Annotated in this window: 30 protein-coding genes and 3 pseudogenes; 15 read left to right on the plus strand and 18 right to left on the minus strand. The window is 47.0% G+C overall.

Annotated features, from left to right (window positions below):
* Positions 1–55 precede the first annotated feature (55 nt).
* Positions 56–1,015, minus strand: coding sequence for an alcohol dehydrogenase catalytic domain-containing protein (locus tag EKM92_RS10090; protein ID WP_125710422.1), 960 nt, complete (start codon positions 1,013–1,015; stop codon positions 56–58).
* Between the two features lie 152 nt (positions 1,016–1,167).
* Here EKM92_RS10090 and EKM92_RS10095 point away from each other — a divergent pair, with 152 nt between their 5' ends.
* From EKM92_RS10095 to EKM92_RS13755, 6 genes are all read left to right on the plus strand, one after another.
* Positions 1,168–2,115 carry an ATP-binding cassette domain-containing protein gene (locus tag EKM92_RS10095; RefSeq protein WP_125710424.1) on the plus strand — a complete coding sequence of 316 codons (948 nt, stop codon included), beginning with the start codon at positions 1,168–1,170 and terminating at the stop codon, positions 2,113–2,115.
* Positions 2,105–3,625: an ABC transporter permease/substrate-binding protein gene (locus EKM92_RS10100; protein WP_125710426.1), complete on the plus strand. Its 1,521-nt coding sequence runs from the start codon at positions 2,105–2,107 to the stop codon at positions 3,623–3,625. The genes EKM92_RS10095 and EKM92_RS10100 overlap by 11 nt, the downstream gene beginning before the upstream one ends.
* 12 nt (positions 3,626–3,637) lie before the next feature.
* The gene (locus EKM92_RS10105; RefSeq protein WP_125710428.1) at positions 3,638–4,501 is read left to right on the plus strand and encodes an NAD(P)H-binding protein; all 864 of its coding nucleotides are present in this window, start codon (positions 3,638–3,640) and stop codon (positions 4,499–4,501) included.
* A gap of 65 nt (positions 4,502–4,566) precedes the next feature.
* Positions 4,567–5,001: an Rrf2 family transcriptional regulator gene (locus EKM92_RS10110; RefSeq protein WP_125710430.1), complete on the plus strand. Its 435-nt coding sequence runs from the start codon at positions 4,567–4,569 to the stop codon at positions 4,999–5,001.
* 192 nt (positions 5,002–5,193) lie between these two features.
* The gene (locus tag EKM92_RS13750) at positions 5,194–5,472 is read left to right on the plus strand and encodes an MBL fold metallo-hydrolase (protein ID WP_225420777.1); all 279 of its coding nucleotides are present in this window, start codon (positions 5,194–5,196) and stop codon (positions 5,470–5,472) included.
* A gap of 15 nt (positions 5,473–5,487) precedes the next feature.
* Positions 5,488–6,021, plus strand: coding sequence for an MBL fold metallo-hydrolase (locus tag EKM92_RS13755; protein ID WP_225420778.1), 534 nt, complete (start codon positions 5,488–5,490; stop codon positions 6,019–6,021).
* Here the strand turns inward: EKM92_RS13755 and EKM92_RS10120 are convergent.
* The 8 genes and pseudogenes from EKM92_RS10120 to EKM92_RS10150 all read right to left on the minus strand — a co-directional run bounded on the left by EKM92_RS10120 (position 6,005) and on the right by EKM92_RS10150 (position 11,055).
* Entirely contained in the window at positions 6,005–6,544 is a 540-nt protein-coding gene (locus EKM92_RS10120; protein ID WP_125710432.1) for a TetR/AcrR family transcriptional regulator, read from the minus strand. The two genes, EKM92_RS13755 and EKM92_RS10120, sit on opposite strands and share 17 nt — an antisense overlap.
* Positions 6,545–6,694: 150 nt before the next feature.
* Positions 6,695–7,144, minus strand: a pseudogene (locus EKM92_RS13760) (B3/B4 domain-containing protein); the annotation flags it as partial.
* A gap of 27 nt (positions 7,145–7,171) precedes the next feature.
* On the minus strand, positions 7,172–7,342 hold the full coding sequence (locus tag EKM92_RS13765; RefSeq protein ID WP_225420781.1) for a hypothetical protein: 171 nt from the start codon (positions 7,340–7,342) through the stop codon (positions 7,172–7,174).
* Between the two features lie 232 nt (positions 7,343–7,574).
* Positions 7,575–8,234, minus strand: a complete 660-nt coding sequence (locus EKM92_RS10130) for an NAD(P)H-binding protein (protein ID WP_125710434.1) — start codon at positions 8,232–8,234, stop codon at positions 7,575–7,577.
* A 13-nt stretch (positions 8,235–8,247) separates the two neighbouring features.
* Positions 8,248–9,195 (minus strand): DMT family transporter, encoded by a 948-nt coding sequence (locus tag EKM92_RS10135; protein WP_125710436.1) that lies wholly within the window; start codon positions 9,193–9,195, stop codon positions 8,248–8,250.
* Between the two features lie 128 nt (positions 9,196–9,323).
* Complete coding sequence (locus tag EKM92_RS10140; RefSeq protein ID WP_125710438.1) at positions 9,324–9,998, minus strand: NAD(P)-dependent oxidoreductase; 675 nt, start codon at positions 9,996–9,998, stop codon at positions 9,324–9,326.
* A gap of 41 nt (positions 9,999–10,039) precedes the next feature.
* A complete protein-coding gene (locus EKM92_RS10145) occupies positions 10,040–10,513 on the minus strand; it encodes a MerR family transcriptional regulator (protein WP_125710440.1) in 474 nt (157 codons plus the stop codon).
* 53 nt (positions 10,514–10,566) lie between these two features.
* Complete coding sequence (locus tag EKM92_RS10150) at positions 10,567–11,055, minus strand: prolyl-tRNA synthetase associated domain-containing protein (RefSeq protein WP_125710441.1); 489 nt, start codon at positions 11,053–11,055, stop codon at positions 10,567–10,569.
* A gap of 268 nt (positions 11,056–11,323) precedes the next feature.
* Between EKM92_RS10150 and EKM92_RS10155 the strand changes: the two genes are divergently transcribed.
* Complete coding sequence (locus EKM92_RS10155; RefSeq protein WP_125710443.1) at positions 11,324–11,464, plus strand: putative holin-like toxin; 141 nt, start codon at positions 11,324–11,326, stop codon at positions 11,462–11,464.
* A 240-nt stretch (positions 11,465–11,704) separates the two neighbouring features.
* On the opposite strand, the gene EKM92_RS10160 is transcribed toward EKM92_RS10155, so the two are convergent.
* The 4 genes from EKM92_RS10160 to EKM92_RS10175 all read right to left on the minus strand — a co-directional run bounded on the left by EKM92_RS10160 (position 11,705) and on the right by EKM92_RS10175 (position 15,387).
* On the minus strand, positions 11,705–12,457 hold the full coding sequence (locus EKM92_RS10160; protein ID WP_125710445.1) for a helix-turn-helix transcriptional regulator: 753 nt from the start codon (positions 12,455–12,457) through the stop codon (positions 11,705–11,707).
* Positions 12,458–12,635: 178 nt separating this feature from the next.
* Positions 12,636–13,769 (minus strand): site-specific integrase, encoded by a 1,134-nt coding sequence (locus EKM92_RS10165; protein ID WP_125572178.1) that lies wholly within the window; start codon positions 13,767–13,769, stop codon positions 12,636–12,638.
* Entirely contained in the window at positions 13,766–14,029 is a 264-nt protein-coding gene (locus EKM92_RS10170) for a DUF3173 family protein (protein WP_225419259.1), read from the minus strand. Before EKM92_RS10170 ends, EKM92_RS10165 begins: the two co-directional genes overlap by 4 nt.
* Positions 14,030–14,106: 77 nt before the next feature.
* Positions 14,107–15,387 (minus strand): replication initiation factor domain-containing protein, encoded by a 1,281-nt coding sequence (locus EKM92_RS10175; protein WP_124974709.1) that lies wholly within the window; start codon positions 15,385–15,387, stop codon positions 14,107–14,109.
* A 379-nt stretch (positions 15,388–15,766) separates the two neighbouring features.
* On the opposite strand from EKM92_RS10175, the gene EKM92_RS10180 reads away from it, so the two are divergent.
* The 6 genes and pseudogenes from EKM92_RS10180 (at position 15,767) to EKM92_RS10205 (ending at position 20,541) form a co-directional block, all read left to right on the plus strand.
* A complete protein-coding gene (locus EKM92_RS10180) occupies positions 15,767–16,300 on the plus strand; it encodes a helix-turn-helix domain-containing protein (protein WP_125710447.1) in 534 nt (177 codons plus the stop codon).
* A gap of 227 nt (positions 16,301–16,527) precedes the next feature.
* Positions 16,528–17,475 (plus strand): annotated as a pseudogene (locus tag EKM92_RS10185) (IS30 family transposase); the annotation flags it as partial.
* Positions 17,476–17,780: 305 nt separating this feature from the next.
* Positions 17,781–18,347, plus strand: a complete 567-nt coding sequence (locus EKM92_RS13660) for a flavodoxin (protein WP_125710451.1) — start codon at positions 17,781–17,783, stop codon at positions 18,345–18,347.
* An 8-nt stretch (positions 18,348–18,355) separates the two neighbouring features.
* Complete coding sequence (locus EKM92_RS13860) at positions 18,356–18,658, plus strand: aldo/keto reductase (protein ID WP_338035120.1); 303 nt, start codon at positions 18,356–18,358, stop codon at positions 18,656–18,658.
* A gap of 20 nt (positions 18,659–18,678) precedes the next feature.
* Positions 18,679–19,222: pseudogene (locus EKM92_RS13865) on the plus strand (aldo/keto reductase).
* 164 nt (positions 19,223–19,386) lie between these two features.
* Complete coding sequence (locus EKM92_RS10205; RefSeq protein WP_125710453.1) at positions 19,387–20,541, plus strand: cation:proton antiporter; 1,155 nt, start codon at positions 19,387–19,389, stop codon at positions 20,539–20,541.
* 74 nt (positions 20,542–20,615) lie between these two features.
* Here the strand turns inward: EKM92_RS10205 and EKM92_RS13890 are convergent, their stop codons facing one another.
* Positions 20,616–20,903 carry a dihydrofolate reductase family protein gene (locus tag EKM92_RS13890; protein ID WP_125710482.1) on the minus strand — a complete coding sequence of 96 codons (288 nt, stop codon included), beginning with the start codon at positions 20,901–20,903 and terminating at the stop codon, positions 20,616–20,618.
* A 109-nt stretch (positions 20,904–21,012) separates the two neighbouring features.
* Complete coding sequence (locus EKM92_RS10215) at positions 21,013–21,351, minus strand: hypothetical protein (RefSeq protein ID WP_125710455.1); 339 nt, start codon at positions 21,349–21,351, stop codon at positions 21,013–21,015.
* Between the two features lie 247 nt (positions 21,352–21,598).
* On the opposite strand from EKM92_RS10215, the gene EKM92_RS10220 reads away from it, so the two are divergent.
* A complete protein-coding gene (locus EKM92_RS10220) occupies positions 21,599–23,011 on the plus strand; it encodes an IS5 family transposase (RefSeq protein WP_125710457.1) in 1,413 nt (470 codons plus the stop codon).
* A gap of 445 nt (positions 23,012–23,456) precedes the next feature.
* On the opposite strand, the gene EKM92_RS10225 is transcribed toward EKM92_RS10220, so the two are convergent.
* Positions 23,457–23,990, minus strand: a complete 534-nt coding sequence (locus EKM92_RS10225; RefSeq protein ID WP_164509969.1) for a helix-turn-helix domain-containing protein — start codon at positions 23,988–23,990, stop codon at positions 23,457–23,459.
* Positions 23,991–24,112: 122 nt separating this feature from the next.
* Positions 24,113–24,592: a 23S rRNA (pseudouridine(1915)-N(3))-methyltransferase RlmH gene (rlmH, locus tag EKM92_RS10230; RefSeq protein WP_125710460.1), complete on the minus strand. Its 480-nt coding sequence runs from the start codon at positions 24,590–24,592 to the stop codon at positions 24,113–24,115.
* A 155-nt stretch (positions 24,593–24,747) separates the two neighbouring features.
* Here rlmH and EKM92_RS10235 point away from each other — a divergent pair, with 155 nt between their 5' ends.
* The gene (locus EKM92_RS10235) at positions 24,748–25,854 is read left to right on the plus strand and encodes an SLC13 family permease (RefSeq protein ID WP_125710462.1); all 1,107 of its coding nucleotides are present in this window, start codon (positions 24,748–24,750) and stop codon (positions 25,852–25,854) included.
* A gap of 216 nt (positions 25,855–26,070) precedes the next feature.
* Here EKM92_RS10235 and EKM92_RS10240 read toward each other — a convergent pair whose 3' ends face one another.
* A complete protein-coding gene (locus EKM92_RS10240) occupies positions 26,071–26,466 on the minus strand; it encodes a YxeA family protein (RefSeq protein ID WP_164509970.1) in 396 nt (131 codons plus the stop codon).
* Between the last annotated feature and the right edge of the window lie 125 nt (positions 26,467–26,591).

Raw genomic sequence — 26,591 nt, forward strand, 5'->3', positions numbered from 1 at the left:
CTAAAAGCGTATGCCTTGCCAGACATACGCTTTTTATGTGGCGAAAATTCTTTTACTATGGCAACACGACCACTTTCCCTAGCCCCTTAGACTGGGCTAAGTACTCATGAGCCGCGCGGGTTTCTGGTAAGCGAAATACTTTCTCCGGCGTCACATCAACATGATGTTGTTCGATGTACGTGAATAATTCATTGATTTTCTTCGCGTCAACATCACCAGAATAAAAACCCGTTAAGTAGCGGTTATTGGGAATATCCATAATCGGGTCAAAGCCATCCAACGTCCAGATCCCACCGAGCTCACCGGTGGCACTTTCGATCCCAAATTCTGCTAAGTGTGACAATGAATCTCGAACGGCTGAAGGCCCGATCATGTCTACGATCTTGTCGAATTCCCCAACGCCTTCAGGTAAGTGATTCGCGTCAGGGGTATGAATGATAACGTCGATGCCCAATGCTTTAAGCGCATCATCTTTTTGATTTGAGCGGGTTGTACCGGTGACGGTTAATTGAATTCCCGAAGCCTTCATGAGTTTCAAGATAGCAACGCCAACGCCGCTTGTCGCCGCCCGGATCAAAACGCGATCACCTGCTTGCAAACGCAAACTTTTAAAAATCCCAAAGGCCGTGTAAAACGTTTCAGGAATTGCCGCCAGTTCTGCCCAATCTAAATTCGTCGTGACTGGATAAACTTGCGCGTTGGGCAATAACACATACTCAGCGTAACTCCCATCATAGGCCCGACCCATTTCACCCATCAACGACACCACAGTTTGACCCACTGTCAAGCTATCAGGCACGCTAGTTGCGACAATCGTCCCAACTACTTCAATACCCAGAATTCGAGGAAATTTCACTGAAGGCGATTGCCCATCGCGAGTGAAAATTTCTGAATGATTGATCCCAAATCCATGAACCTTCACCAATGTCCAACCGGGACGCACTTTGGGCGTTGGTACTTCGGTATATTCTAAGACCTCGGGACCTCCTGGCTGCTTGACGATCACTGCCTTCATTTGAATGACCTCCTTCTTCTTTGTCGTTGCTAGTCATTATAGGCGTACGCGGCTCATCAAAACAAGTTATTTAAAAAAATACTTGTAAAGTTTCAAATTGGTGTTAATATTAAAATTACAAGTTAATCATAAAACAACAAGAGGCGAACACCGTGATTGAATTTAAAGCCATTACCAAAGAATATGCCAACGAAACGGCACTTCAAGCCATCAACTTAAAAATCGACTCACGCGAATTATTTGTATTAGTCGGCCCATCAGGTAGCGGCAAAACAACTTTACTCAAAACCGTCAACCGCTTAGTCGTCCCAACCAAAGGCCAAGTCCTGATCGATGGCGCAGATGTCGCGGACACCGACCTCCAAACCTCACGCCAACACATCGGCTACGTTTTGCAATCTAGTGCCTTATTCCCCAACATGACTGTCATGCAAAACGCCGCCGTGCAACTTGAAGCTTTAGGCTGGTCCAAAACTAAAATCAAACCACGCATTGAACACCTACTCCAATTAGTCGATCTTGATCCCAAACTTTATGCAGATCGCAAACCGGCAGAACTTTCCGGTGGTGAAGCTCAGCGAGTTGGGATCGTGCGCGCCTTAGCAGCTGATCCGAAGCTGATTTTAATGGATGAACCTTTTTCAGCGTTAGATCCAGTATCCAAACGCCAACTACAAAATTTGATCTTAAAACTTCATCAACAGCTGGACACCACGATTTTGTTTGTCACCCATGATATGCAAGAAGCGTTGCGCTTAGCTGATCGCATGGCAGTCTTACATAATGGTCAACTGCAACAAGTTGGCGCCTCGCAAACGATCCTTGAACAACCTGCCAACGCCTTCGTCGCTGATTTCTTTAAAGAAGTGATGGCAACGCAACACACGCTAAACCAAGTCTTAGCCGCAGGATTTGGTCAACCATTGACTCAAGGGTCTAGTCAGACGATTGCGCCTAGCACGTCGATTTATACTTGGGCGGCAATACTTAAAACTGATCCACACCTAGTTGTACAAGTAGGCACCAAACAACTGAAGGCGAGTGATTTGATCAGTTACCTCGCCACCTTACAAAAGGAGGATCGCCAAGATGTTGAATGAAACCATTCATTACGCTCAAGCGAATAGTCACGAGATTCTCGTGGCATTAGGCCAACATATCGAAGTGGCTTTTATCGCCACGTTGCTCACTATCATCATTGCGATCCCATTGGCGGTCGCGTTGATGAATCACCGCCAGGCTGGTGAATTCGTCCTTCAAGTTGCCAGTGTCATTCAAACGATCCCAAGCCTTGCCATTCTCGGTTTGTTGATCCCATTTGTCGGTATCGGCACGGTACCCGCCATTATCGCTTTAGTGTTGTATGCCATCATGCCAGTTTTTCAAAATACATACGCTGGCTTGACTAATATCGACCCTTTACTCATCGAAGCTGCCGATGCGATGGGCGTTTCCCGGCGCTATAAACTGATGCGGGTGCAGATTCCTTTAGCAATGCCCATGATTTTATCCGGCATCCGCATCGGTGTGGTGATGATCATCGGTACCGCCACCTTAGCAGCGTTGATCGGTGGCGGTGGTTTAGGGACTTATATTTTGCTCGGTATTCAAAGCAACAATAATGCGGCACTTTTGATTGGCGCCTTGTTATCAGCGGCTTTAGCATTGATTGCCAGTTGGTTGATCAAATTGTTAGCTCATGCCAATTTCAAAAAACTCTTCATCGGCGTGGCAACCCTTGTGATCATCGGTGGTGGTGCTTTTGGTATTCACACCTTGATGACACCAAAAACTGAAACCATCACCATCGCCGGGAAAATGGGTGGTGAACCAGAAATTCTGATCAACATGTACAAAGATCTGATCAAAGCCGACGATCCCCACATCAACGTCACGCTTAAACGCAACTTCGGTGGGACTAGCTTTTTGTTCAAAGCGTTGAAAGCCAAGCAAATCGACATTTATCCTGAATTCACTGGCACCGTGTTACAATCGTTAGTCAAAACGACGCAACCCATCAGCCATGACCCGACGCAAGCTTATCATCAAGGTGAAACGGCGTTATCACAGCAGTTCAATATGACGCTTTTGCGCCCGATGGCTTATCAAAATGGTTACGGCATGACCGTTACCCAACAAACTGCCGACAAATATCATCTCAAAACTATCGCCGACTTGGCTAAACACCCAGAATTTCGCGCAGGTTTTGATCCAGATTTCTATCAACAAAGTGACGGCTACCCAGGTTTGAAACAAGCATACGGGTTGCATTTCAATAGCGTCAAAACCATGGAGCCATCGCTTCGCTATCAAGCCTTAGCCCAAGGCGACTTGGACGTGACTGATGCTTACACCACCGATCCGCAGATCAAAAAGTATCACTTAGTCTTGTTGCAGGATTCAAAGTCTTTCTTCCCGCCTTATCAAGGCTCTCCATTGATGTTGACCAGCTTTGCTAAAGCCCATCCCCAAGTGGTCAAAAGCCTCAACCGCATTGCTGGGAAGATTTCGACGCAAGATATGCAGCAGTTGAACTACCAAGTCACTGTGCAACATCAAAAAGCTTCAGTTGTTGCCAAACGTTACTTACAATCACACCATCTTTTATAGGAGGAATCATTCATGAAATATCTCATTACAGGCGCTACCGGCCATCTCGGCCAAAAAGTCCTTAATCAACTCCTCGCCTTAGTCGATGCACAATCAGTGACCGCCGCAGTCCACACACCATCTAAAGCCGCTCACCTCACTGAACAAGGCATCAATGTCGTCGCCTCTGATTATCTCAACGTCGACATCATGACGAAAGCTTTCGCCGATCAAGACGTCGTGATCTACATCCCCAGCAAAACCTACAACGTTTTACAGCGAATCACTGAATTTGAAAATTCGATCAAAGCGATGCAACTTGCCCAGGTCCCATCAGTGATTTTCGTTAGCTTCTACGCTGATCAAGAAAACAACCCCTTCACCATGTCGCCTTACTATGCCTATGCCCCACGCAAACTCGCCACAAGTGGTTTAAATTACGCCGTGGTTAAAAATTCACTTTACGCTGATCCTTTGGTGCCTTACTTACCTGAATTAATTGAGCGCCAAGCCTTGATCTATCCAGTAGGTGATCAAGCGATGAACTTCATCACTTTAGCTGACAGCGCCAAAGCGATCGCCAACTTAGCGGTCAAACCTGAATTACGTGATCAAGGCCAAGTTTACACATTGACACAAACTCATAGCCTGACGATGCCTGAGCTGGGACAGATCATGTCTACAGTCACTGGTCATCACATCGGCTACGCCCCAGTATCCAATCAAGAATTCGCACAGATCTACGCTGAAGAAGGCGACGGTGATGAACTTGCCAGTATGTATGCAGCAGGCGCTCTTGGGTTGTTCGATCAAACCACCACTGACTTTGAAACGATCACTGGGACGCAACCTGAAAGTATGGCTGATTTCTTAAAGCGAAGTTATCACGCAGAATAAATTGACTAGTCATGTCGGGTCAAATGGCTTACCCTGATAATAGATCACTTAAACGAGGTATCCCCATGAAATATTCCCATAAACTAAGCGACGCGGTTCACATTCTCGCTTTTGTCCACATTTACGCTGATGGCGACTTATCCAGCGCAGCCATCGCCGCTAGCGTTGAGGCCAATCAAAGTATGGTCCGACAATTGATGGCCAAATTAGTCAAAGCCGGCTTGCTCAATACTCGCCCTGGTAAAGTCGAGCCCAGCTTAGCGAAATCTCCAGAAGCGATCACGTTGCTTGACGTGTATCGCGCAGTTGAAGACAATCGCGATTTGTTGCATATCGACGAGAAAACTAACCCACTTTGTATTGTCGGTGGCAACATTCAAGACACATTGAATTCTGTTTACGCATCTGTGCAACAAGATGCCGAAGCCAGCATGGCCAAACATACATTAGCTGAGATCATTTCAGACATTTTGGTGCGGGAAAAAGCGAAAAATCGGTAATTAATCAATCAGGTGTTCACGCAATATGCAGTGTGAACACCTGATTTTGACTATCAACATCAAAGAAATCGTCACTTACGAGACACTTCCCCCAAGATATGTGTCTTTTGAACCATTTCGTCTCACATCAATTCTATTCAACCTTGCCTGCCACCCGTATGATGAAGCCATACTTAATTCGGAGGCAACATCATGACACAAGAAATCAAAATTCACGTTTTACACACTGGGCTGGTCAAAGTCGACAAAGCTTTGCCATTCCACGGTTTATATCGCAACCCCTTGGCTTTCACCGGATTATTCCGCTCTGAGAAGAATCAAGTCACTTTACCGGTATCCAGTTATTTGATCGAACATCCAAAAGGCTTGATTTTGATCGACACTGGTTGGAACAAGCAAGTGCGCACCAGCAACTTCAAAGAACTTGGTTTACAAGTCCAGATCAACACCGGCTATTTACCAACGGGTTAGGCGGTTGACGAGCGTTTGAACGCGCTAGGCTATCGTCCAGAAGATCTCGATTATGTGTTGCTCAGTCACTTGCACTGCGATCATGTCAGTGGCTTAAAGCATGTCGCCAACGCGAAAAAAATTCTCGTTTCTGAGCCTGAATGGCGTGTGGCGAATCACTTGCCACTGGTTTACTTACCAAGTGAATGGCGCGGCGTCCACGTGCAAACCTATCAATACGAAAACTCAGGCATCGGTCCCGTTGGTGAAAGTTATGATGTTTTCGGAGATGGCAGTGTATTACAAATTCACACTGCTGGTCACGCTAACGGGATGTCTGCGACGATGGTGCGCGGCAGTGACGGGCGATACGTTTTACTCGCCGCAGATGTCGGTTACGCGAACCGTTCTTGGGAAGACATGTTAACACCCGGCATTTGTACCAGCCGCAAAGCTGCCATCACGAGCCTTGGTTGGGTGCGCGACATGGCGCATGACCCCAATTGTATCGAAGCATTAGCGAATCACGATACGCATACCGATCCACACGTGATCACCCTTGCGTACTAAGCACGAACTTCACAAGCTGATTCATAAACCGAGAAATTGCTTCTGGTTCGCCATGGCGCAACGCCCAACTGATGGCAGTTAACGCTGTGGTGGCATACAGTTCCAACGCAAAATCTTCGGGTATGGTCAAGGTGACTTGTGGCAGCAAAGTCTGAGCATGTCGAGACAGGCTTTTGAGATAGCGATCACTGAGGTCGCCATTGGTTTCATGGAGCTTCAGCAACGCTGTGATCGTCTCCGCATCAGCTTCCAATTGTTGATATAACGCAACCAATGGTTCATCTTCTAACATCCCAGCGACGCGTTGATCAAGTAATTGATCGAACGTCGTCGCGCGTTGCTTGACCATTTCTTCAAGCAACGCGTATTTATCAGCATAATGATGGTAGAAGGTACTACGTCCAACCATTGCTTGCGTGCAAATATCATTGATCGTAATGGCGTTGAACGTTTTTGTTTTGAGACAAGCGATCAGTCCTGCTTGAATGTCGCGCTGGCTTTTAAATTGGCGTAAATCAGTCATTAATTGATCTCCAAACTCAGGCTTTCTGTTTATCTTACCACCGACTCATCACCTATGAAATCACCTCAATACCACAAAGTCCTCATCAGATGTGCGATCCGATGAGGGCTTTGCGGTACTGAGGAGATGAGTGTGATATTAAAAGGTGAATCATTTCACAGTAAACTGATCGACTACACGACAATCCCCAAGATAAGTCTTGCAACTATCAGCCACTGTCTTTTGAATTTGTGACGCATCGAATTCCCCAAACGCATAGACGACCACTAAAGCATGAGTCGTGTTTTCGGTGATCATCGCTCGCGTCGAATCTGCAGTTGGACTACCGAAGAATCCTTTTGCATCTTTTAAAACCAAACCATTAGCAAGATCGATGGCCGCTTTCCCGATGCCGGGATAAGTCGCACCAGCTGGCGCTACCGTATAAGTGAGAGGCGTTTCAAGTTGGTCGAGATCATAACTCCCCAGTGGCAAATGCAATCGCAGCGATAACTCATTATTCAAATCCACCAAATTATTAACTGCATACAGTCCTTTGCCTTTGATCACTCGCCGCCATAAGCTGTCACTCGAAGGTCGATAGCGACTAGGATCTTTGCCAACATGTTTATAACCAGCTTTAGTCGCTTAAATTTCTGGATCATCCCGTAACGTCTCCAATGTATCCTTGTTGGCAATCGCATCGATCAATGGGTCGAGGCGTTCACGCCAAAGCTTATCGCTATGAGCGGTGTTCTTGAAGGTAATTTCACTGACGAGTAATGCCCCGTCAATCGCTGGATCAATTGAAAATTGCATTTGAATGCTTCCTTTTGAGTTTTTGAATTCGACCACTCTGATTTTCCACCATTATTTTTGGAGAAGCAACCTTGCAGAAAAAATCTATCTGGTCAATTAATTAGTCTCTGCATGACAATTCCAGCATTTTCACAAAAAATACCTAGCAGCTATCATACTGCTAGATTAATACACCACCCGATTTACTCATTGAGATCTGATGCGCTTAAAAAAATCGATGGCAGCTTTCAGTTTATCGATACCACCGCGGCGCCGGTCCTTCAGTATGAGGCTTACTGATGCCAACAGATTCGCCGATCAATTGTTCAGGATCATGGATCAGTTTTTCAACCAGATCAGCGACACTTTGACGTGAAATTTCGGTACCTTTGAACGCTTCGCCTTTAAAGGTCATTTCATAATCCACTTCTGGTTCATCTTGAAACCATGCCGGTCGAATCAACGTGTAATCTAATTGACTTGCTTCCACGACTTGAGTGGCATCTGCATATGCCGTTAACGTACTGCCTAACATCGCTTGATTCCAGCGTCCATATGCACCTGGAATTTCACCATAAACACCATTAGCAGAGATCCAGATCAAACGACGCACTTGTGCTTGATGCATCGCTTTGACCACAGAAGCCGCCTGTTGACCAAGATCAGCGCCATACAAGTTCCCGTAAACCAAGGATTGACCAGCCATGATCGTCGCCAAATGGTCGGTGTCCAACACATCTGCTTGAACAACTTGCACGCCAGGATCGGATAAATCAAGTCCTGCCAGCTTTTGGGGATGTCGTACCAATAGCGTTAATTTAGTGATGTCTTTGCCGACTTGCGCCAACAGATCTTGCACCACAATGCGTGCAATCGAGCCACTGGCACCTATGATCAAAACATTTTTAGTCATTCATATTCTCCTTTTAAACGAAGTGGATCTCGACGACACTGACAAACATTACGATCAAACCGATGATTTTTTCCCGCTCGATCGGTGATTCAAATGAGTCAAACATCCCGAAGTGTTCAACCACGGCGCTAAATAGCAATTGCCCAAACAACGCCAAAATCACAACTTGTCCGGTACCTAGTAACGGTGCTAACCAAGCACTACACAAGATGTATGCCCCACCGATCGCACCGCCACACCACAACCACCAATAACGTTTAGTCGCGATCACCGCCTCACGAATGGGGCTAAAACTAGTATGCGTGAAACAAAGCACCAAAAATAATAGAAGCGTGCCGATTGCAAACGAAATCGTCGCAGCTTGAATACTTGAGCCTAACTTCACCCCTAAATGGCCATTGATCGCTGTTTGTGAAGCCATCAGCATCCCTGCCGCCACGCCAAAAATTTGATAAACCAACTGATATTTCACATGCATTTTCGATAATGTTCGCTTCGTCAGCGGATCAGTGGGTCCGATCACGCCGATCGTGATCAACACACCGATCACTAAGATCACGACGCCGAGGCCTTTCAACCAAGTCATCCCTTGGGTTGGCGACCCAAATAACCCGAATTGATCGATCACCACGCCCATGATGATCTGGCCTAAAATCGGCAATACTGACGCTTGAATACTGCCCAAGGTGCTAAACAACACAATATTGCCAGTTAATCCGATCACACCAAAAACTCCACCAAGCCAGATCCACCAAGGTTGTGTCGTCACAAAACTGGCAGTTGGCAACATGGGTTGATGCAAAAATCGACCTAAAATGAACAAAAACAACAGCCCGATCATAAACGAAATGCCTGAAGCCAAATAAGGTGAGCCCACAAACTGACGCAATTTTGAATTGATCGCCGTTTGCGTCGCTAATCCCGCACCCATGATAATAGGCACCAACGCTAAAAATACCACGCTATCCCTCCAATATTTTGATTTTCACTTTTTGCAGTGCAAGCACTACGATACAGCCTATAGTGAACTAGAGGTCAAGCAAATTTTAAAAAAAATCCCGCTGATGATCAGCGAGATTTAAGCGCAACTCAATAGCGTTGACTGGGATCTGGATTGTTCCCTGAAAATAAGGTGATCTGCTGACCAATATATTGATGACTCTCAACGATATCGATCATCCCTTTGGCATAATCTGAATAACTGATGTAATCATTTTGACCATCACTGGGATCAGGGGTGGGGAAATATTCATCCCCAGTCACTTGATAGTGGCCCGTCGCCCGACCTTCAGGATCAAAATTATATGGCGGCGTCACATAAGTCCACATGACGCCTTGACTATCTTTGAGTTGTTGCCAGCCGATGCTATGCGCTAAACAGAGATCTTGCATATAGCGCGGGTAATATCGCTTATCTTCTTGGAGTTGATGGCGATGTTCAGGATCGGTATACAGCGTATTGGCGCCACCGACTTTCAAATAGCGCGTCTTGGTATCTTGCAATAACGCGATCACATGGGCCAACCCTAATGTATGCACAACTTGAGTTTGCGGCGACCAACCCCCGACGGCGTCGATCACTGCATCAAACCCTTTCACGTCGTCTTTGCTCAACGCTTGGATATCTTTGAGGATCAACTGATCCACCACAGGATGTTTGTGGCGACGAGGGGCGACGCCGACGACATCGTGTCCACGTCGCTTAGCTTCTCGATAAATCGCCCGCCCAGCGCGACCGAACACCCCAATGATCATAATTTTCATGCCATGACCTCCTCAGATCATAGCATAGTCCCTATAGTCGACTAGAGGTCAAGCGGCGAATCGTTGTGCAATTTGGCATAATCGTCAAAAGTGGCTTGTTTGATTTCTTTGGTATCGCCAACCAAATGGATCTGCTCTGTGCCAGCTTGCAACGCAGTTTGATAATACCATTGTTTAAAATGCAAATGCGCCATTGACGCGTTGAGACTATCAATGCGCGACTGCAGTTCATGTTCATGGGCATCTAAAAAATCAGCGCGAGCTTGCAGCGTTTGATCTCCTTGTAAGCGCCAGTTTTCAAACTGCGCACTATCTTTGATTGACACGCCAGCATCGCGTAAGTCTAAAATCATTTGCAAAGTCCGGATATCATCTTCAGTAAACACGCGCCTGCCACCAGCATCGCGTTTCAACAATGGCAACAAGCCTTCTGCATCATAATAACGAATCGCTTGAACTGTCAGGCCTAAGCGTTTGGCAACGTCGCCGATGCTGTATGTGATCGTATTATCCATGTGCGTCTCACCTTTCTTCAATGTGTGAATGAGAAAATTCGCCCACAATTGCTTTACCCGTTTAAATCAACGATATCGACGTCATTGCCATGTGCTTTAATGATCCGAATAAGGGCATCAGCACTCAACCATACTGTAGCCGTATTGTCGTTAGGATGGACCCCAATGACATTGCCTAAAAATTCGGTATCCAGATAGAAATGTACTTTGCAATCTGCATCATTCAAAAGTCCAAGTGGCGTCACAGATCCCGGGGTCAACCTCATGATCGTCAACAAATCATGCAGTGATGCAAACGAAAGTGGCCGCAATCCCTGTTGCTTGCGGAAGGCTTTGAGATCAACTCTTTTGTCACCTTTAACTGAAACCAGATAGTAATGCCGTTTTTTGTCATCTCGCAGAAAGAGATTTTTGGCATCCCATTCAGGATAAGCCAAGTTTACAGCACTTAACTCTCCCATATTAAAAACTGCTTTGTGCTCATTAACTTCAAATTCGACGCCATGAGCCTTTAGATATTGGTAGGTTGCTGCTTTATTCATGACGCCTCCGTTGAGATTTAGATCACTGGTATCCGAACGACAGAATTATAACTCATTAGTTTCGTTTATATCGAGAACCGCATCACTTATGATACGGGCTAGCGTATCATTCATCCCGGCGGTTTCCCACGCCCTTTTTAGCAAACCATCATACGCATGTCATGTTCCAACCACCCTGTCATGATACAATATTCAGGCAGAAAGTTGAAAAACGGTTGGTAAATCTGATCCAATGCGAGGTGGTGCTTATGCACAATGACCAAACTTTATGGAAAGGAGGCGCCTTTTAGTAACAATTGCAGATGCATTGACTCTCATGCTGATGTTTGGTGGATTCGTTCTGACACTCATCGGTTTGGTAGTCGTTATCATTCAAGCAATCGTTGGCAATCAAAAAGACCGTCAGTAAACTTCGTGGCTGAGGTTTAACGGTCTCATTTGCTATTAATTAATGCCAACCGTCTTTAACGGTCTGCTCGGACGCCATGTTGTCGCATGACGTCTTTTTCTATGGCTTCATTATATCATGCGTGTTCCGCAAAAGGAACGGTCAATGTCATGTCAGCACCAGAAGAAATCTCAACTTCTGCGTCTTTCACCGACATCTCTATTCAGTGACGATGAGAGTTCTCATCTGTTCAGGTGTTACTCATGTCCAACTCGGTGAACCATTATTTTGATACGGCAAAAGATACGGCGTATTGGCCGCCAGTTTTTCAAAATCACTTTTAGACAACTGTCGCCAATCGATGGTATCACGATGCGCAGCCAATTGCATCGGATCACTAAAGTGCTGTGCGTGCGCCAACAACCAATCGCCTAACTCAGGTACCACCAGCAAGGAGTAGATCAACAATCGATACGTATCCGTTCCGACATGAACACTGAGCAAGACTTGATAACGCGTATTCATCCGCATCGAACGCAGTAAAGCAACCGTCAAATGCGCCTCATTAGGATCGATTGCCGCCAGTTGTTGCCCTTGTTCATCCTTCAAGATCAATTGTTGACCGAACTCTGCCTCGCCAACTACAAACCGAGTTTGATCGATTTGTTTAAGCCACTGCTTTCCCCATTGCACAGCTTGAGGGTATTCACGACCATTAAGCTGCGCACGCACGTAAAATGGTCGCAAGGTGGCGACTGGTTTAATTGCTGTGATTGCTGGTGCGGCAAGCAACTCATCTGCGCTACCATCATTGAGTTGAGACGTCTTCAATAATTTACCAACATCCAAATGGAGTAGCCGGCACAACAACGCTAAATCATCAAGATCTGGTTGGCTTTTATCTAATTCCCACTTTGATATCGTCTGCCGCGTGACAAATAATTTATCTGCCAACTCTTGCTGCGTCCAATCCAATTTAATCCGTTGCGCCGCAAGCTTTTCACCGATCAACATTTCAATCACCTCCAAGCTCATTATGCCACGACAAGTTCCCGATAATATCGATTTCATGCCGCAATGTAGCGTTGCGCGGTATTTCCCGGGAACAATGGCGCATCTCGCACCCGTCCCGTGGTATCGATGTTTCTAGCACCACCGATTTTACGGTGGCACAGTTTTGACCCTTTTCAAATTATTTTGGCTCATCGGGCACCTCCTTGGAGAATATCCCGTTGAGCTTTTTTGCGACTTCAAAGTTACTGTTGGGGTAAAGATGACCGTAAGTGCCGAGCGTCGTTTCGATGTCCTCATGTCCCAGACGTTCTTTAATCTGGAGCGGGTTTTCACCGAGACTGATCAACAGCGACACATGCGAGTGGCGGAGGCCATGCACGGTAATCCGCTGAACTTTGGCGAGTGTACTGTACGCGTCCACAATATCCAAAAATTGCCCGTCAGAGCACGGAATCCCATCACGTGAGAATACCCACTCGGACGTCACCATCGCCGCTTGTGCGACCTGCCACGCATCTAAGCACGCAATGGTATCATCATCAAGCGCCACGGTACGGCGACTGGCGGCAGTCTTTGGCGCTGGAGTTTCAAACCAGTTGCGGTTGTGATAGTCCATGGTCTTATTGATGTTCACCGTCTTAGCTTCAAGATCAACGTCTGTCCACTTTAACGCCCGTGCTTCACCGCTACGCAAGCCAGACATGAACATGAACCACAACATCGTGTAATCAAAGCGGCCAGTGTACGTGTTGGTGTTCGTCTTGGCGAGTACCTTTTGGAAGTCGGCTTGCGTCCAGAAATTGATCTTCGCTTTCTTCTTTTTGATGAGGCCAACGACCCGTACTGGATTCTCGTTGATGATACCAAGCGCCTTAGCACGTTCAAGCACTTGGCCTAACATAATGTTGATGGTACGCGCATAGGATTGCTTACAGTCTTTGAGTACGCTGACTTGCCAATGTTGCACATCAATCGGCCGAATTTGGTCAATGATGATGTCGTTGAACCTAGTCAGATACTCACTGTTCATCAAGACTAGCCGCTGACGGTAGGTGCGTGGCTTTACTTGGGTTTTGTACCAAGGCTTGAACACGTCTTCCATAAAGTCGCCAAACTTAGTCTGCTTGATGTCCTCATCATCGGCGATCCCCGCCGCCAACATTGCAACTCTTGCTTTTTTCGCCTCCGTTTTCGTTTTGAAGCCGCTGGCACGTTTTTGAATTCGTTTGCCAGTTCGTTTGTCAGTTCCTAAGCTTACGCGGAAGCTAAAAGTGCCGTCCGCCTGTTTGGTAATATGGTCTTTCGTAGTCAAGATAGTTCCTCCTTAACTGCGGAAAGGCCACTTGGTGCACCCTCAAGTTGGCTTAGTTTCAAGCCTAATACTGCGTCTACTGCTTCCACTGGAACACGGTCTACGCCTTTCTTACCGTACCATCCAAGGCCACGTTTGAGCAACAACTCTTTTGCCATTTTGATGATACGGCTTGCTTGCGATTGACTGTACCCCAGCTTGATAAGGTCAGCTCTAGTCATCGTCAGGAAGACTGGCTGTGCTGGTACGTTAATATTCAATCAAATCACTTCCTAAAGTTTGGTGGGAGTGAGATAATCAAACCAGATAGAACCCATATTTTATCTGTGAAGGGTGACTACTTGCTTTGGTCGGCGTAGTCGCTCTTTTTTGATTTCTCACGTTGCTTTGAATCGGTCATAACACCGTTGCGTTGGTGCTGAAAATGGTGGATCACGTCCCAGTGGCGTTGCGTCAACTTACCACTGTCGATGATGGCTTTGAGTTCGTTTGTGTTATTGTACTGGTCAATCAACTGCAACATCTTGAGTGAGGGTGCGACTTGCTTTCTCAACCACCGCGTAATATGGTCATAGTTTAACGGTTCTGGATTAGTGGAAAGTCGCAGCTTATCCCGATTGTTACCGATGAACGCCGCCCAACGAGGATCTAACACCCACTCACTTCTGGGTTTATGACTTGGCGTCAAGAAACGCAGATACTGATTGATGATGCCGAACACGACTTGTTCGGGATCGCGCGTCGCCAATAGATGTTCAACCGCTGTGGCGGCACGTTCGCGGCGTAGCCGCACTTCAAAGCGAGTACGGATCGGTTGATCTTCAATGGCGATTTCTGGGTGTTTCTGATGTTGCTCAAATGCCTTGTCGTAGATACAGAAATTGACTTCGCTTTGTGGCGAACCAAGGTACAAGGTGCGCCCAGAGGCGTGCCACTGTTTGGTGCGGTTGTCCCTGAACCCGCGAAAGCGTGAGCTGAATTCATCATGGTCGCACTTCTCAATTAGTGTTGGCACATCTAGTAATCCGTTGCGGTCGTTGATGGCTAAATCAAGTCGGGTGAAGTGGCAATCCAGTTTGAGACAAGTTTCGAGAAAATCGTACCAAGTTCGATGTTGCGATTGCAGATACGATTCGACGTAGCGACAACCTTGACCTTTCAGCTCAATCATTGTGCCACTGTCGTCTTTCGGGTTGTAATCTTCGGCATCCACATCTTGGTAAGGTGATAACATCATCTTGATCTCACCGCATGTTAAGGTTGCTGAATAGCCGTAGTGAGCGCCGTCGTGGAGATTGAAATGGATCGGGCTGATTTGGAACAGTTCGTTAATCAACTCTTCGTAGTCGTGCGTCTTGAAGGTGACGCTGAGATAGTCGATACAGACGTCCAGATTATTCTGACCGGTCAACGCACGCAACGCCAACGTCAGGTCTAATCGGGCTTTATCGTTGAGCGGCTTCTTGCGACCCAGCAGTTGATTCAGGTGTGACCGGCTGTAATTAGCCATGTCTGCGAGCTGACCTTGAGTAATATTGTTATCGCGCATTTCGTCGTGTACTTGATCAAGCCAATCTTTGTTGGTCATGCCGCCAATTAAGTTTAAGTCTTTGAGCATGTTAGCTCCTTTCCAAGCGTCCTAACAGCAATTCGGCGTTTTACCTATACGGTAAGGCCGTGCCACAGGCGCTTTATGCCTACCGTCGGATTTCTTGTTACTTGTATTTGCCCCCCTATTAGATACTGGGGGCTGATGGCGGCCGGCTAACGCCGACCGCCGCCGCTCGTGCTAGCGGCTTTCGCGCTGCACGCCGCGCGCGGCGGCGAGGGTTCCTCCTTTCATCACTAATCGCATTGACGATCTATACGTTACCGCAATAATACCAAGGCTTTCAACGGATTTCCTTAGCCTTATTATAGCTATAAAACTTTCAAACATAGTTGCGTAGCTTGAAACAGATATTGTCGTTTGGTAATCTGGTGGTGAGGTGATCGACATGACAGAAGTACACTATTTTGGTCCAAATCTAAAACGGCTCCGACTTCAAAACAGATTATCACAAGCAGAACTTGGCGCCGCTTTAGATAATCCGGTTAACGGACAGGCCATTTCTAATTGGGAACGTGAGATCAATCATCCAACATATGAAAATCTAATTGGCATTGCTAAATTCTTCAACGTTATGCCGTCAGAACTTTTGAGAACAGAAAAAGAGGCAGCAGTTGGGGAAACTACGGCCGTTCTTGATCGAATTGATGAGTATATGCCAAAGGTTGCGGAGATTCGCAGAGTGATGCACATGATGGGTGACTTCTCACCACGACAATTAGACGGATTATCGGAACAGCTTGAACAAATCATGCAGTACTTTCTCCCATACACGCCGGTTGATGAAGATGGTGAACCTAGCACTGATCAAAATGGACGAAAGATAATATTGCAGTCGAGATACTCAAAAATACCTGTCAAAGAGATAAATATAATTTTTGACCAAATACAAGCAATAGAAAAATTCAACGGTAATCAATGAAAACGAGCCTAACCTGTAGCGACTGGCTGAGGGCTAGGATCGTTATGATAATACTGAATTCCAGGCTCACAAAAATTGAGTTACATTCAATTGAGACACGTTGCTAATAAAATTCCCGGGTTTAAAATCGAAGTGCAACACCTGATAAAGCAGACCAATTTGCACAAAAAGGTCATGAAGACCTATTCTTGTTAGCGTCCAAACCATACAAGAAAGCAGGAATCTTCATGACCCACTCTCAGAGTACCACCACTTGCTCTTATCACCAACTAACTTTCGATGAACGAGGCAAAATTGAAGTGATGTGCGCCCAGGGCAAAACCTTAAGTGTCATTGCCAGAGACCTGAACCGCAGTAAGAGCACGATTAGTCGTGAGTTACAACGAGGTGTCGTTGATCAGCTGGATTCACACCACCGAATCCATCCTGTGTATTTTGCAGATGCTGCTCAACGCAAGCACGAAGAGGCCAGAGTCAATAGTCATGCCAAGAGATTGCTAGAGCGGGGTGACTATTTCTTTAAGGAGCTGGTCGAAGCGTTAAAGCAGCGTCCGCGCATTCACAGCATTGATAGTTTTGTCCATGACTTTCAGATGCGCTTCCCACACCTGAAGTGTCCATCAACCCCAACGGTCTATCGGTACATTGACGCGGGTCTTCTCCCACTTACCAACTTAGACTTACCCGTCAAATTAAGGCGTCGCGTCAAACGACCAGGATTGCGCCACGCTCGAATGAATAAGCACAACTTCGGAGAGTCGATTGAGAATCGGCCAATGGCCGTTGCCGCCCGGCTAGGAGTCGGTCACTGGGAAGGTGATCTGGTCAAAGGAAAGCGAGTTGAAAGCGAACCAGCATTAATGACACTCACGGAGCGATACTCCCGAACCGAAATTATCGTCAAGCTGCCTGACTATCACGCGGAAACCTACCGTCGCGCCCTTCAAGCAACGATAGATGATTATGGTGCCAAGGAGTTCGACTCCATCACGTTTGACAATGGTTCAGAGTTCTCATCGTTAGCCAGCGTGACAGGAACGAAGATTTACTTTGCCCATCCGTACTCGCCTTGGGAGCGCGGATCAAATGAGAATGCCAATGGCCTTTTGCGAGAGTATTTCCCTAAAGGCAAGTCATTTAAGCACGTGACCTTGGAGGAAATTCAGGCGGTCCAGTAAGCGTTGAATCACCGCCCAAGACGTTCACTAGGCTGGCTACGACCATGTGATTACTATCCCAACATGGCATGACCTATACCGCTAACAAGAATCGGTTTAAAAGTGTTGCACTTGATTTGACAATTGAGGAAATTTATTCGTGCGGATAGTGGGTTATTTCTTTCAGCCGGGACTGTATATCGCGGTAATGGTCACCATTTTCTTCGACTCAATGTGGCTTGTCCACGGGCGACGGTTGAGGATGGCTTAAACCGGCTGGCGCAAAGCCTTGACCATTGGCGTACGCAAGGAGGAATGCAAGGATGATTGTGTATTTTTCGCGGCGGGGGCAGAATCTCTATCGTGGCCCGCAGCCGTACTTGAATGTTGGCAACACCGAGCTGATCGCAAAAGCAGTCGTCAATCGCTTCCCACAACCAGTTTTGGCTGAAATTGTGCCGGTGCACCCCTATCCGAACGATTACCAGGAAGCGCTAGCGGTGGCGAAGCAGGAGCTGGCGGACCGAACGTTGCCGGCAATCAAGCCGCTCACGGCTGATATCGCCGGTAGTCAGCACATCATCTTGGCTTTTCCTAAATGGTGGAATCACCTTCCACGGCCGGTGGTGACATTCATGAAACAATTCCAGTGGCAAAATAAGACGATTTACCCGGTATGTACCCATGAAGAGAATCGGTTCGGGGACATTCTGAATGAGTTGGCCGAGTTAGCACAAGGATCCACGATTGAACGCGGGTTGGCGATTCGCGGTGTGTGTGCCTCTGATGCTGATCGCGCCGTTGAAAATTGGCTGAATAATTATGATCAAGATGCCGCTGAGCAGCCTTTGGGAATGACTGCTTATTGGCAAACGCAACCAGGAAAGTGAGCATTAATATGACGATTTTTGATGAAACCTATTTATTAAATAATGGGGTCACAATGCCGAGGTTAGGTTTTGGGACCTGGTTTGTGAACAATCAAGATGCCGCTGAGGTCGTGCGCTCCTCAGTCAAAGTGGGCTATCGCTTGTTTGATACTGTCCAAGCGTATGGTAATGAAGCTGGTGTCGGCGAAGGTATTCGCACTTGTGGCGTCCCGCGCGAGGAACTATTTGTCACCAGCAAAATTTCCGCTGAAGCCAAAAGCTATGAAAGCGCCAAGCAGGCAATTGCGGATATTCTGAGTAAACCGGCTTAGATTACCTCGATTTAGTCATCATTCATGCCCCACAACCTTGGCGGCAATGGCGCAACAACAAGCACCGTTATTTTGAAGAAAATAAAGCGGTTTGGCGGGCGCTGGAAGAAGCTTATCAAGCTAGCCAACTGCGGGCAATCGGGGTGTCCAACTTCCTACAAGATGACCTAGAGAACATCCTCAGCGACTGCCAAGTCAAACCAATGGTCAACCAAGTGCTGTGCCATATCAGCAATACCCCCACAGGCTTTGATCGATTATTGTCAGCAACATGATATTTTTGTCGAAGCCTATGCACCAATCGCACATGGGAAAGTGCTTAAAAACCAGATCGTCGTTGACATGGCGACCGCCTATCACGTGACACCAGCCCAGCTATGTATCCGCAACGACTTGCATATCGGGACGATGCCGCTGCCTAAGACGGGGGACCCTGAGCACATGCAGGAAAACACCGCAGTCGATTTTGCCATTAGTGACGCAGACATGCAGACACTTAAACAGGTTGCGCCAATCAAGAACTACGGTATGATGCGCGTCATGCCTGTACTTCGCAATAAATGATTCTGATCGACAAGGCCATTTGACGTTGAGCTGATTTTCCAGTAATCTAGAAAACAACAATAATTTAATAGAACATTCGGTTGGCGTAAGCTCAAGGTTTTGCTCTTTCAGGGGTGTGGAAGGGCAATCTTGGCTTACGTTTTTTTGTTTGAGGAGGTTTTTATTTGGAATTTTTAGGCGTTCTTGTGCTTATTTTGATTACTACCAGCATCGTCGGGCATCTGGCCGCGCGAATTGGCGTTCCGGCAGTGATCGGTCAGCTCTTGGTGGGCATCGTGTTAGGACCGGCCATTTTGAACTGGGTGCAACCCAACGAGTTTATTCATATTTTCTCAGAAATTGGGGTCATTATCTTAATGTTCATTGCAGGGTTGGAAAGTGATTTGACCTTGCTTAAAAAGTACTTACGCCCAAGTGTCATCGTCGCAGTATTAGGTGTGTTAGTTCCGATGGCGTTGATCTATCCGGTGGGGCTGTGGTTTGGTTTGACCCAGTTTGAAAGTGTGTTCCTCAGCGTGATCTTTGCGGCGACGTCGGTTTCAATCTCGGTTGCGGTGATGAAGGAGCTGAACTTATTGGACAGCAAAAGTGGTGCCACAGTGCTTGGCGCTGCGGTAGTCGATGATGTCCTCGCTGTTGTCTTGCTGAGTATCATGGTGTCGGTGATGGGCACGGCAACAAGCACTGGGACGCAATTACCGCTGGTGGTGACTTTTATTGAACAGCTTATCTACTTTGTCGCGATTTATTTTGTGGTGCGGTTTATCGCGCCAATTATGGCCAAGCTGGGTACCAAACTATTGATTCCGGTGGGACCGACACTCATGGCGATGATTTTGTGCTTTGGGATGGCGTATATCGCCGATTTGATTGGTCTGAGTGCGGTCATTGGGGCGTTTTTCGCTGGGATTGCGATCGCCCAGACACATGTTGCCCGCGAAGTTGACCAGAGCATTGAGCCAATCGGCTATGCCATCTTTATCCCGGTGTTTTTCGTTTCGATTGGGCTCAATATGTCGTTGGCAGGCATTGAGCATGACTTGCTCTTGATTGTGGTGCTGACGGTCGTGGCAACGCTCACGAAATTGCTTGGTGCTGGTGGCGGGGCCAAATGGTCTGGTTTTTCGCTGGACGAATCCTACTTGGTGGGTGCCGGGATGGTTTCGCGCGGGGAAATGGCCCTAATTATTGCTCAAATCGGCTATCAAGCCAAGTTAATCAGTGGAGATTACTACTCAGCAATCATCACGGCCATTATTTTGACTACACTATTGGCGCCGTTCCTGCTCAAACACGCCGCGCGGCGCGTCAATCATTAGACAAAGAACGCCCGCTGGCGACTAGAGAAATCGCTAGTGGGCATTTTCATTTGGAGCGGGCGTGAGTGATTCAGTTATGATTGTTGTGCTAGAACGCGATAGCACAGCCACAGAGTGTCCTCATCGAGACCGGTGGCAGCTTGCAACTTAAAGCCAATTGGCCGAGTGTGCTTGTCAAACTGGGAATTGAACAAGCGGGCGGTGTCCAGTCTGCCGTCAACGGCGGGGGCCACGACTAAGCTGAGGTTATCGAGATAGCCCTGCTCAAGGAAACTCCAGTTCAAAATCCCACCACCGCCGAGCATCAGGTGGTTTAAGCCAAACAATTGCTTCAACTTTGAAAGGGCGACGCCGATATCAATCTGGCTTTCACCACATAATAGTTAGGGAATGTTCAGCCGCCGCAGATAATCTTTATAGGCGTTGCTGGCTTGATCCGTTAGTAATTCAATGACACTAGCTTGATAGCCTTCATAAGCGGTGATGGGATCGGTCCACCCTAATAACGCCCCGCCGGACAAACGCAATGTAGTATTTATCTGCGCCTAAGCCGGTCACGAGGTCCCCCGCAGGCACCGGTGCAGCATCTGGATTCAGTGCTGGCTTGTGACCTTTAGTAAAGTAGCCTTCTGAAGTCACGCGGCCGTATAGCCAGCCATCAAAATGCCAACCTTGAGGATCATCATCGTTAAAGCCTAACCGTCGAAACGTCTCGCCAGCTTGTTTGGCCGCTGGCAACTGGCCGAAGTCACCGGTGATCCGGCTATCTAGTGAGGTCGAAATGTGTAGGGTAATTCTAGGTCTTGGCATTGAAGCTATATTGTAAGTTTGCAAGTGTGCCCATTAAAATGCCATAGATAAGGCCGCCACAAGTATTAGTCAGCCGCTGGCAAAGCGACTAAACTAAACAGCCACTACTTAGTGGCTGGTGAATAATTTGTCCAAGTTATCTGTAACAGTTCTTTAAACCGTTATCGTTGTATAATAGATGCACAGGTTTTCTGGCATATCCGTGATTTCCCGTGCAGTTATCACAACCCTATCGGAGGCATTATCCATGGTTTATCGTCAAACAGTCACGCAACTCTCAATTGAATCCTTTGGCACCGCTTTGAGCACACCACTTAGCGCAGACAATAAGTGGGTCCAACTGGCAGATCAAATTCCTTGGGAGAAGTTGAACGAAGCATACCAATTAGCCTTTCCGTCAAAACTTGGTCGCGCCGGTAAACCATTTCGACTGCTTTACGGCGCCGAACTGATTAAACAGCGGACTGGATTGTCAGATCGTGACGTGGTCGATGCGATTCGCGATACACCAGCTTTTCAGTACTTCATCGGTATTCCGCAGTATCAGCTCAAAGCACCATTCGATCACACGGCATTGGCATACTTTCGGCGGCGTATCGCGCCGATTTCGGAACTGATTCGCAATATCAATACTGATGCCGTTCGAGAACGACTTCAACGGCACTTGCCCACGAAGTCTGTAATGATCACGGATGCCACCTGCACACCAGTAAACATCAAGATCCCACAAGACACGCATTTGCTCAATCAGGCGAGAACCACGCTTGAAGACGATATTAAGGTCATGGCAAAACAGCTTCAAATTGCGCCTCCACGGACATACAAGCGCGAAGCCCATGCGAAGTGGACTGCGTTTTCTCGCAAACTACGGCGTTGGGGAAAGCTCACGCAAAAGCAGATCAAAGCGCAACTTCAATACATTCGGCGTGACTTGCGCTATGTCGATGAAATGATCGACCAAGGGGCAACCTTAACCACAGCGCGAGCTAAGCGGCTTGGTGTGATTCGGTTGGTATTCGACCAACAAGATTACATGCATCGCAACCACACGCATCGCGTTGAAAACCGGATTGTGAGTTTGAGCCAGCCGGAAATTCGTCCGATCATGCGGGGTAAGTCCAAGGCTCCTGTGGACTTTGGCCCGAAAATCGATGTGTCGATCATGGATGGTGTCATCGACATTGAACGGTTCTCATTCAATGCTTTCAACGAAAGCGGCGACCTTGCGGCGACGCTAGATCACTACTACGACGTTCACGGCGAATATCCAGATGAGGTGCTGTTGGACACGCTGTATCGCACGCGTGAAAACCTTGGCATGTGCGCGAATCTTGGCATCCGAGTCAGTGGACCTCGGCTTGGTCGCAAACCAAAACATGTCGATCCAGCGCAGCGCCGCCAGGATCAAGACGCAGAAAATCGTCGTGGCGAGATTGAACGTCGATTCTCGTTTGTGAAAGGCAATCTTGGGCTGGATCTGATCAAGGAGAAGACCGCAGAGACAATCGCGGTTGCCGTGGATACTGGTGTGGTCATGGCAAACTTAGAAAATCTTCTTGCCATCTTAGGTGGACCAATTTCGGTCACGGCTCAAAAGAATCAAACAGCGGTGAAGATTGACTATAAAGTTATCACTGATTCAGCTGAAATTGAGGGCTAATTTACCATGCACTAATTAGAATCGGATTTTGCTCGATCAAAAAAAATTGCTTAGAATTTAATCAAGGGTTTAAAATACTTTCTGTCTTGGAGCAAACAGAAATTGAGAATGGTATGAAAGAGGAGGCTGAAATTTTCCTACAAGCATGAGTATTTATGAACCGAATTTTCGTAAAAAAGCAGAACAGGATACACCGATTGCCGGTGAATCTTGTTCTGCTTTTTTATCTAGGGTGGCACACCTGTGGCACATTCCATCAGTAGATTATATGCTGTTGATACGGCAACACGGCACAATAAGTGTGTTATACCGCGATTCTGTGTTTTACTCGTTCGACTTATTTATTTCCTGGGAAATATCAGCTTAAAGTGTTATCAACAAGCTTGATTGATTGTCTTGGACGGAGACACCATTCGGAAGCCTGCTTTACGACAACAAGGAGCCATCAATGAACCATCCTAAGCCCGAAAAGTCCTCTCTTAACAACTGCCACGTTATGCTGTAATTTATATAAACTCTGCCCATTTGAAATGGCAGTTTGAATTGCGTGCAATTCCTCTTCAGCATCAGTGCGAGTTGCATACCAACCAAGACCGATTTCATCCGGTCCCAGAAAGCCATTATTATTCTTAGTCATTTCACCAATCAGCTGCGCTTTCGGTGAGTCTTGGCGCCAAGCTTCGAAAACAGACTCAATTTTAAACATATCAAACAAGGTCATACGACCATCAATCGCAGACTGAATGAGAATCGACCCGGTGATGGGCAATTCGGTCGTATTGACGTTAGCCTCACCTAATAGCGAGTCGTAAGAGACATCAAAATACTCCCGCAACTTCGCTAAGTGAGTCAAATCAGGTTCGGCAGTGCCGTTCTCGTATTTGGAGATAGACTGCCGTGATACACCTATTACATTTGCAAGTTCCTCCTGAGACGCCCCTGCACGTTTACGTAGAGAAATGAGATTATCTTTGAACACTTTGTTCACCTCACTGTATTGATAGTCCCATTATCTAATTAGGATTGAAACTCGTCTACCATCTATCTACGACAATCCCGCAACTGATGGTTGCATTTCGATTCTTCATGCAATTAACCGCATCACTTATGATACGGACTCCCAATATTGATCATAAACGCCCGATAAACTTGCTCGATCAACACCAAGCGCATTAATTGATGTGGCATGGTCAACTTACCAAACGACAAGGTGTTATCTGCTCGCTTCATCACCGCTTTGGACAACCCCAGCGACCCACCGATCACAAAGTCGATATCTGAATGACCGTATGTCGCCAATTGATCGATTTCTTTGGCGAAGTCCTCAGAAGAACGCTGCTTGCCTTCAATGGCCAAGGCGATCACCCAGTCGCGGTCTTTGATCTTACTTAACAAGCGTTCGCCTTCTGCGTCTTTGACTTGTTGCATCTCAGCTTCAGATAAAGATTCTGGGGCTTTTTCATCTGGGACCTCGATCAACTCGACTTTGGCGAATTTACTCATGCGTTTTTTATATTCGGCGATGCCATCTTTAAAATATTTCTCTTTGAGCTTACCCACTGCAAGAATTTTAATATTCAAAAAACCACGCTCCTATCGCTTTTAGTATACCAAAATTCCAATTGTAAACATGACAAGCAAGATGTTTACATGGATTTTACACAACGACTGTTGTCACCGTTCGGGTTTTAGCGCAAAATAGGAATGTTGAGTCATTTTTTGGAGAGGGTTAATTCATGACCGTAATTAAAAACATCGCCAAAGACCGGGTGTTACAAATCACCGCAGCCTTAGTGGTGCTCAGTCTGTTCTTCGCCAGGCCAAAGTTAGCGGATATCAACTTTTCCACGTTGTTTTCGATCCTCGGGATGATGACTGTCATCCAGATCTTCGAATATCTACATATCTTGGATTATTTCGCTTATCGTTTGACCGCTCGAGCGACCACCAACCGACAGCTGACCTGGCTGTTTGTCTTGTTGGCGTTAGTCGCCGGAATGTTTTTGACCAATGATGTCACGGTGTTGACGCTGGTACCACTGTATTTGCGGATCGCAAAAAAGTTTGAGCTACCTGAGATCTTACCGGTCACTTTGATCGGGATGGCAGCTAACTTCGGTTCTGCATTTACGCCTTTTGGGAACACTCATAACATCTTTTTGATGAATCACTACGGCATTCATGTCGGGCGATTCTTCACTTGGTCCATTCCATTGTTGATCGCAAGCATCTTGTTGATCACGTTGTTTACCTTGTTTATCAAGTCGACACCATTACCACAAGTGCCTGCTGAAGATATTCATGTGCAAACCCGCCCGACGATCATCACCGTGGTTGTCGCATTGATCATTTTCGGTGGCGTCTTAGAAATGATCCCTAGCTGGGTCGGCGCCGTTGCTGCGATCGCCTTAGCACTGGCCTTTAATCCAAAAATTATGGGCGATGTCGATTACGCTGTGGTATTGACCTTCGGCGGCTTCTTCGTGATTGTGTCTGTCTTGCGGCAACTGCCTTGGGTCGTCGCCTTGATCGGCGGCTTGATGGCCACTGAACATAGCGTGTTCTTAACGTCGATGTTCTCCAGTCAAATCATTTCCAACGTGCCATCGACAGTGTTGATCGCCAAATTCACCAACTTCCAAGAAGCCCTGTTCTTAGGCTCCAACATTGGGGGCTTAGGCACAGTGGTCGGCTCAATGTGTAACTTGCTGGTATTCAAGCAATACACCGAGTTCGGGAATAAAGATTCTGGGAAGTTCTTCATCGGCTTTTCCGCATTGAACTTCTTAGGCCTTGCGATCTTAGGCGTGATGGGTTGGATCATCTTAGATTTCGTCTATTAAAACTAAATATATAAACTGTGAGCAGTTAGCTAAGGCTAGCTGCTTTTTTATGTCGTCAAGCGAGCTCAACGAATCGCTGTCAATTGTTTGACGCGACGATGCTTTGAAATTGAGACGGAAGCTGGAGTCTCAATTTCAAAGCCCCCCGAGTCAAAAAAATCACCCGCCAACGGTGACAGGTGATCTTGCGTTCGCTACAAACCAATGCAGCAACCGTTAATACATGAGATGTTTCAAGGCGTTAGTCGGCACTTGGCTTCGGGGGACTTCATGCCAACGTAACACGGTTTGCCCTTTGGTGACGACGGCGAGATACGCATTGGCATCAAGCGGTCGATCAGAGGCATCAAGTTCTAATTTGCGAGGGATCCCTGAAGCGGTGTAACTTTGGACTTCATAACGATAATCCAAGCCACCATGATTATTCGCGTGCCATTGCACAGCAGAGTTTCTGGTGGAGACGTACACGGTTTCTTCTTGGACGACGGGATTGACCCTATCCAAGACTTGGGCAGCAGTAGTGGTTTGATTACGCGTCAACCATGGTGTCGCACACAACGCTAAGGCGATCACAACAACAATGGATAACACACGTTTTTGCCAAGTTTTCATCTGCCCACCCCCTATGGCTAATAGATTATCAAGATTTTTTTGCAAACGCATCCGTCGAAAGGCCGACTCTCACTCACCCTTTAGAGGCATATTATTAGACGCCGGCACGTCATCGCGGTATCATT

It is taken from the genome of Lacticaseibacillus porcinae, from assembly GCF_003946305.1.
In the GTDB taxonomy this organism is placed as follows: domain Bacteria; phylum Bacillota; class Bacilli; order Lactobacillales; family Lactobacillaceae; genus Lacticaseibacillus; species Lacticaseibacillus porcinae.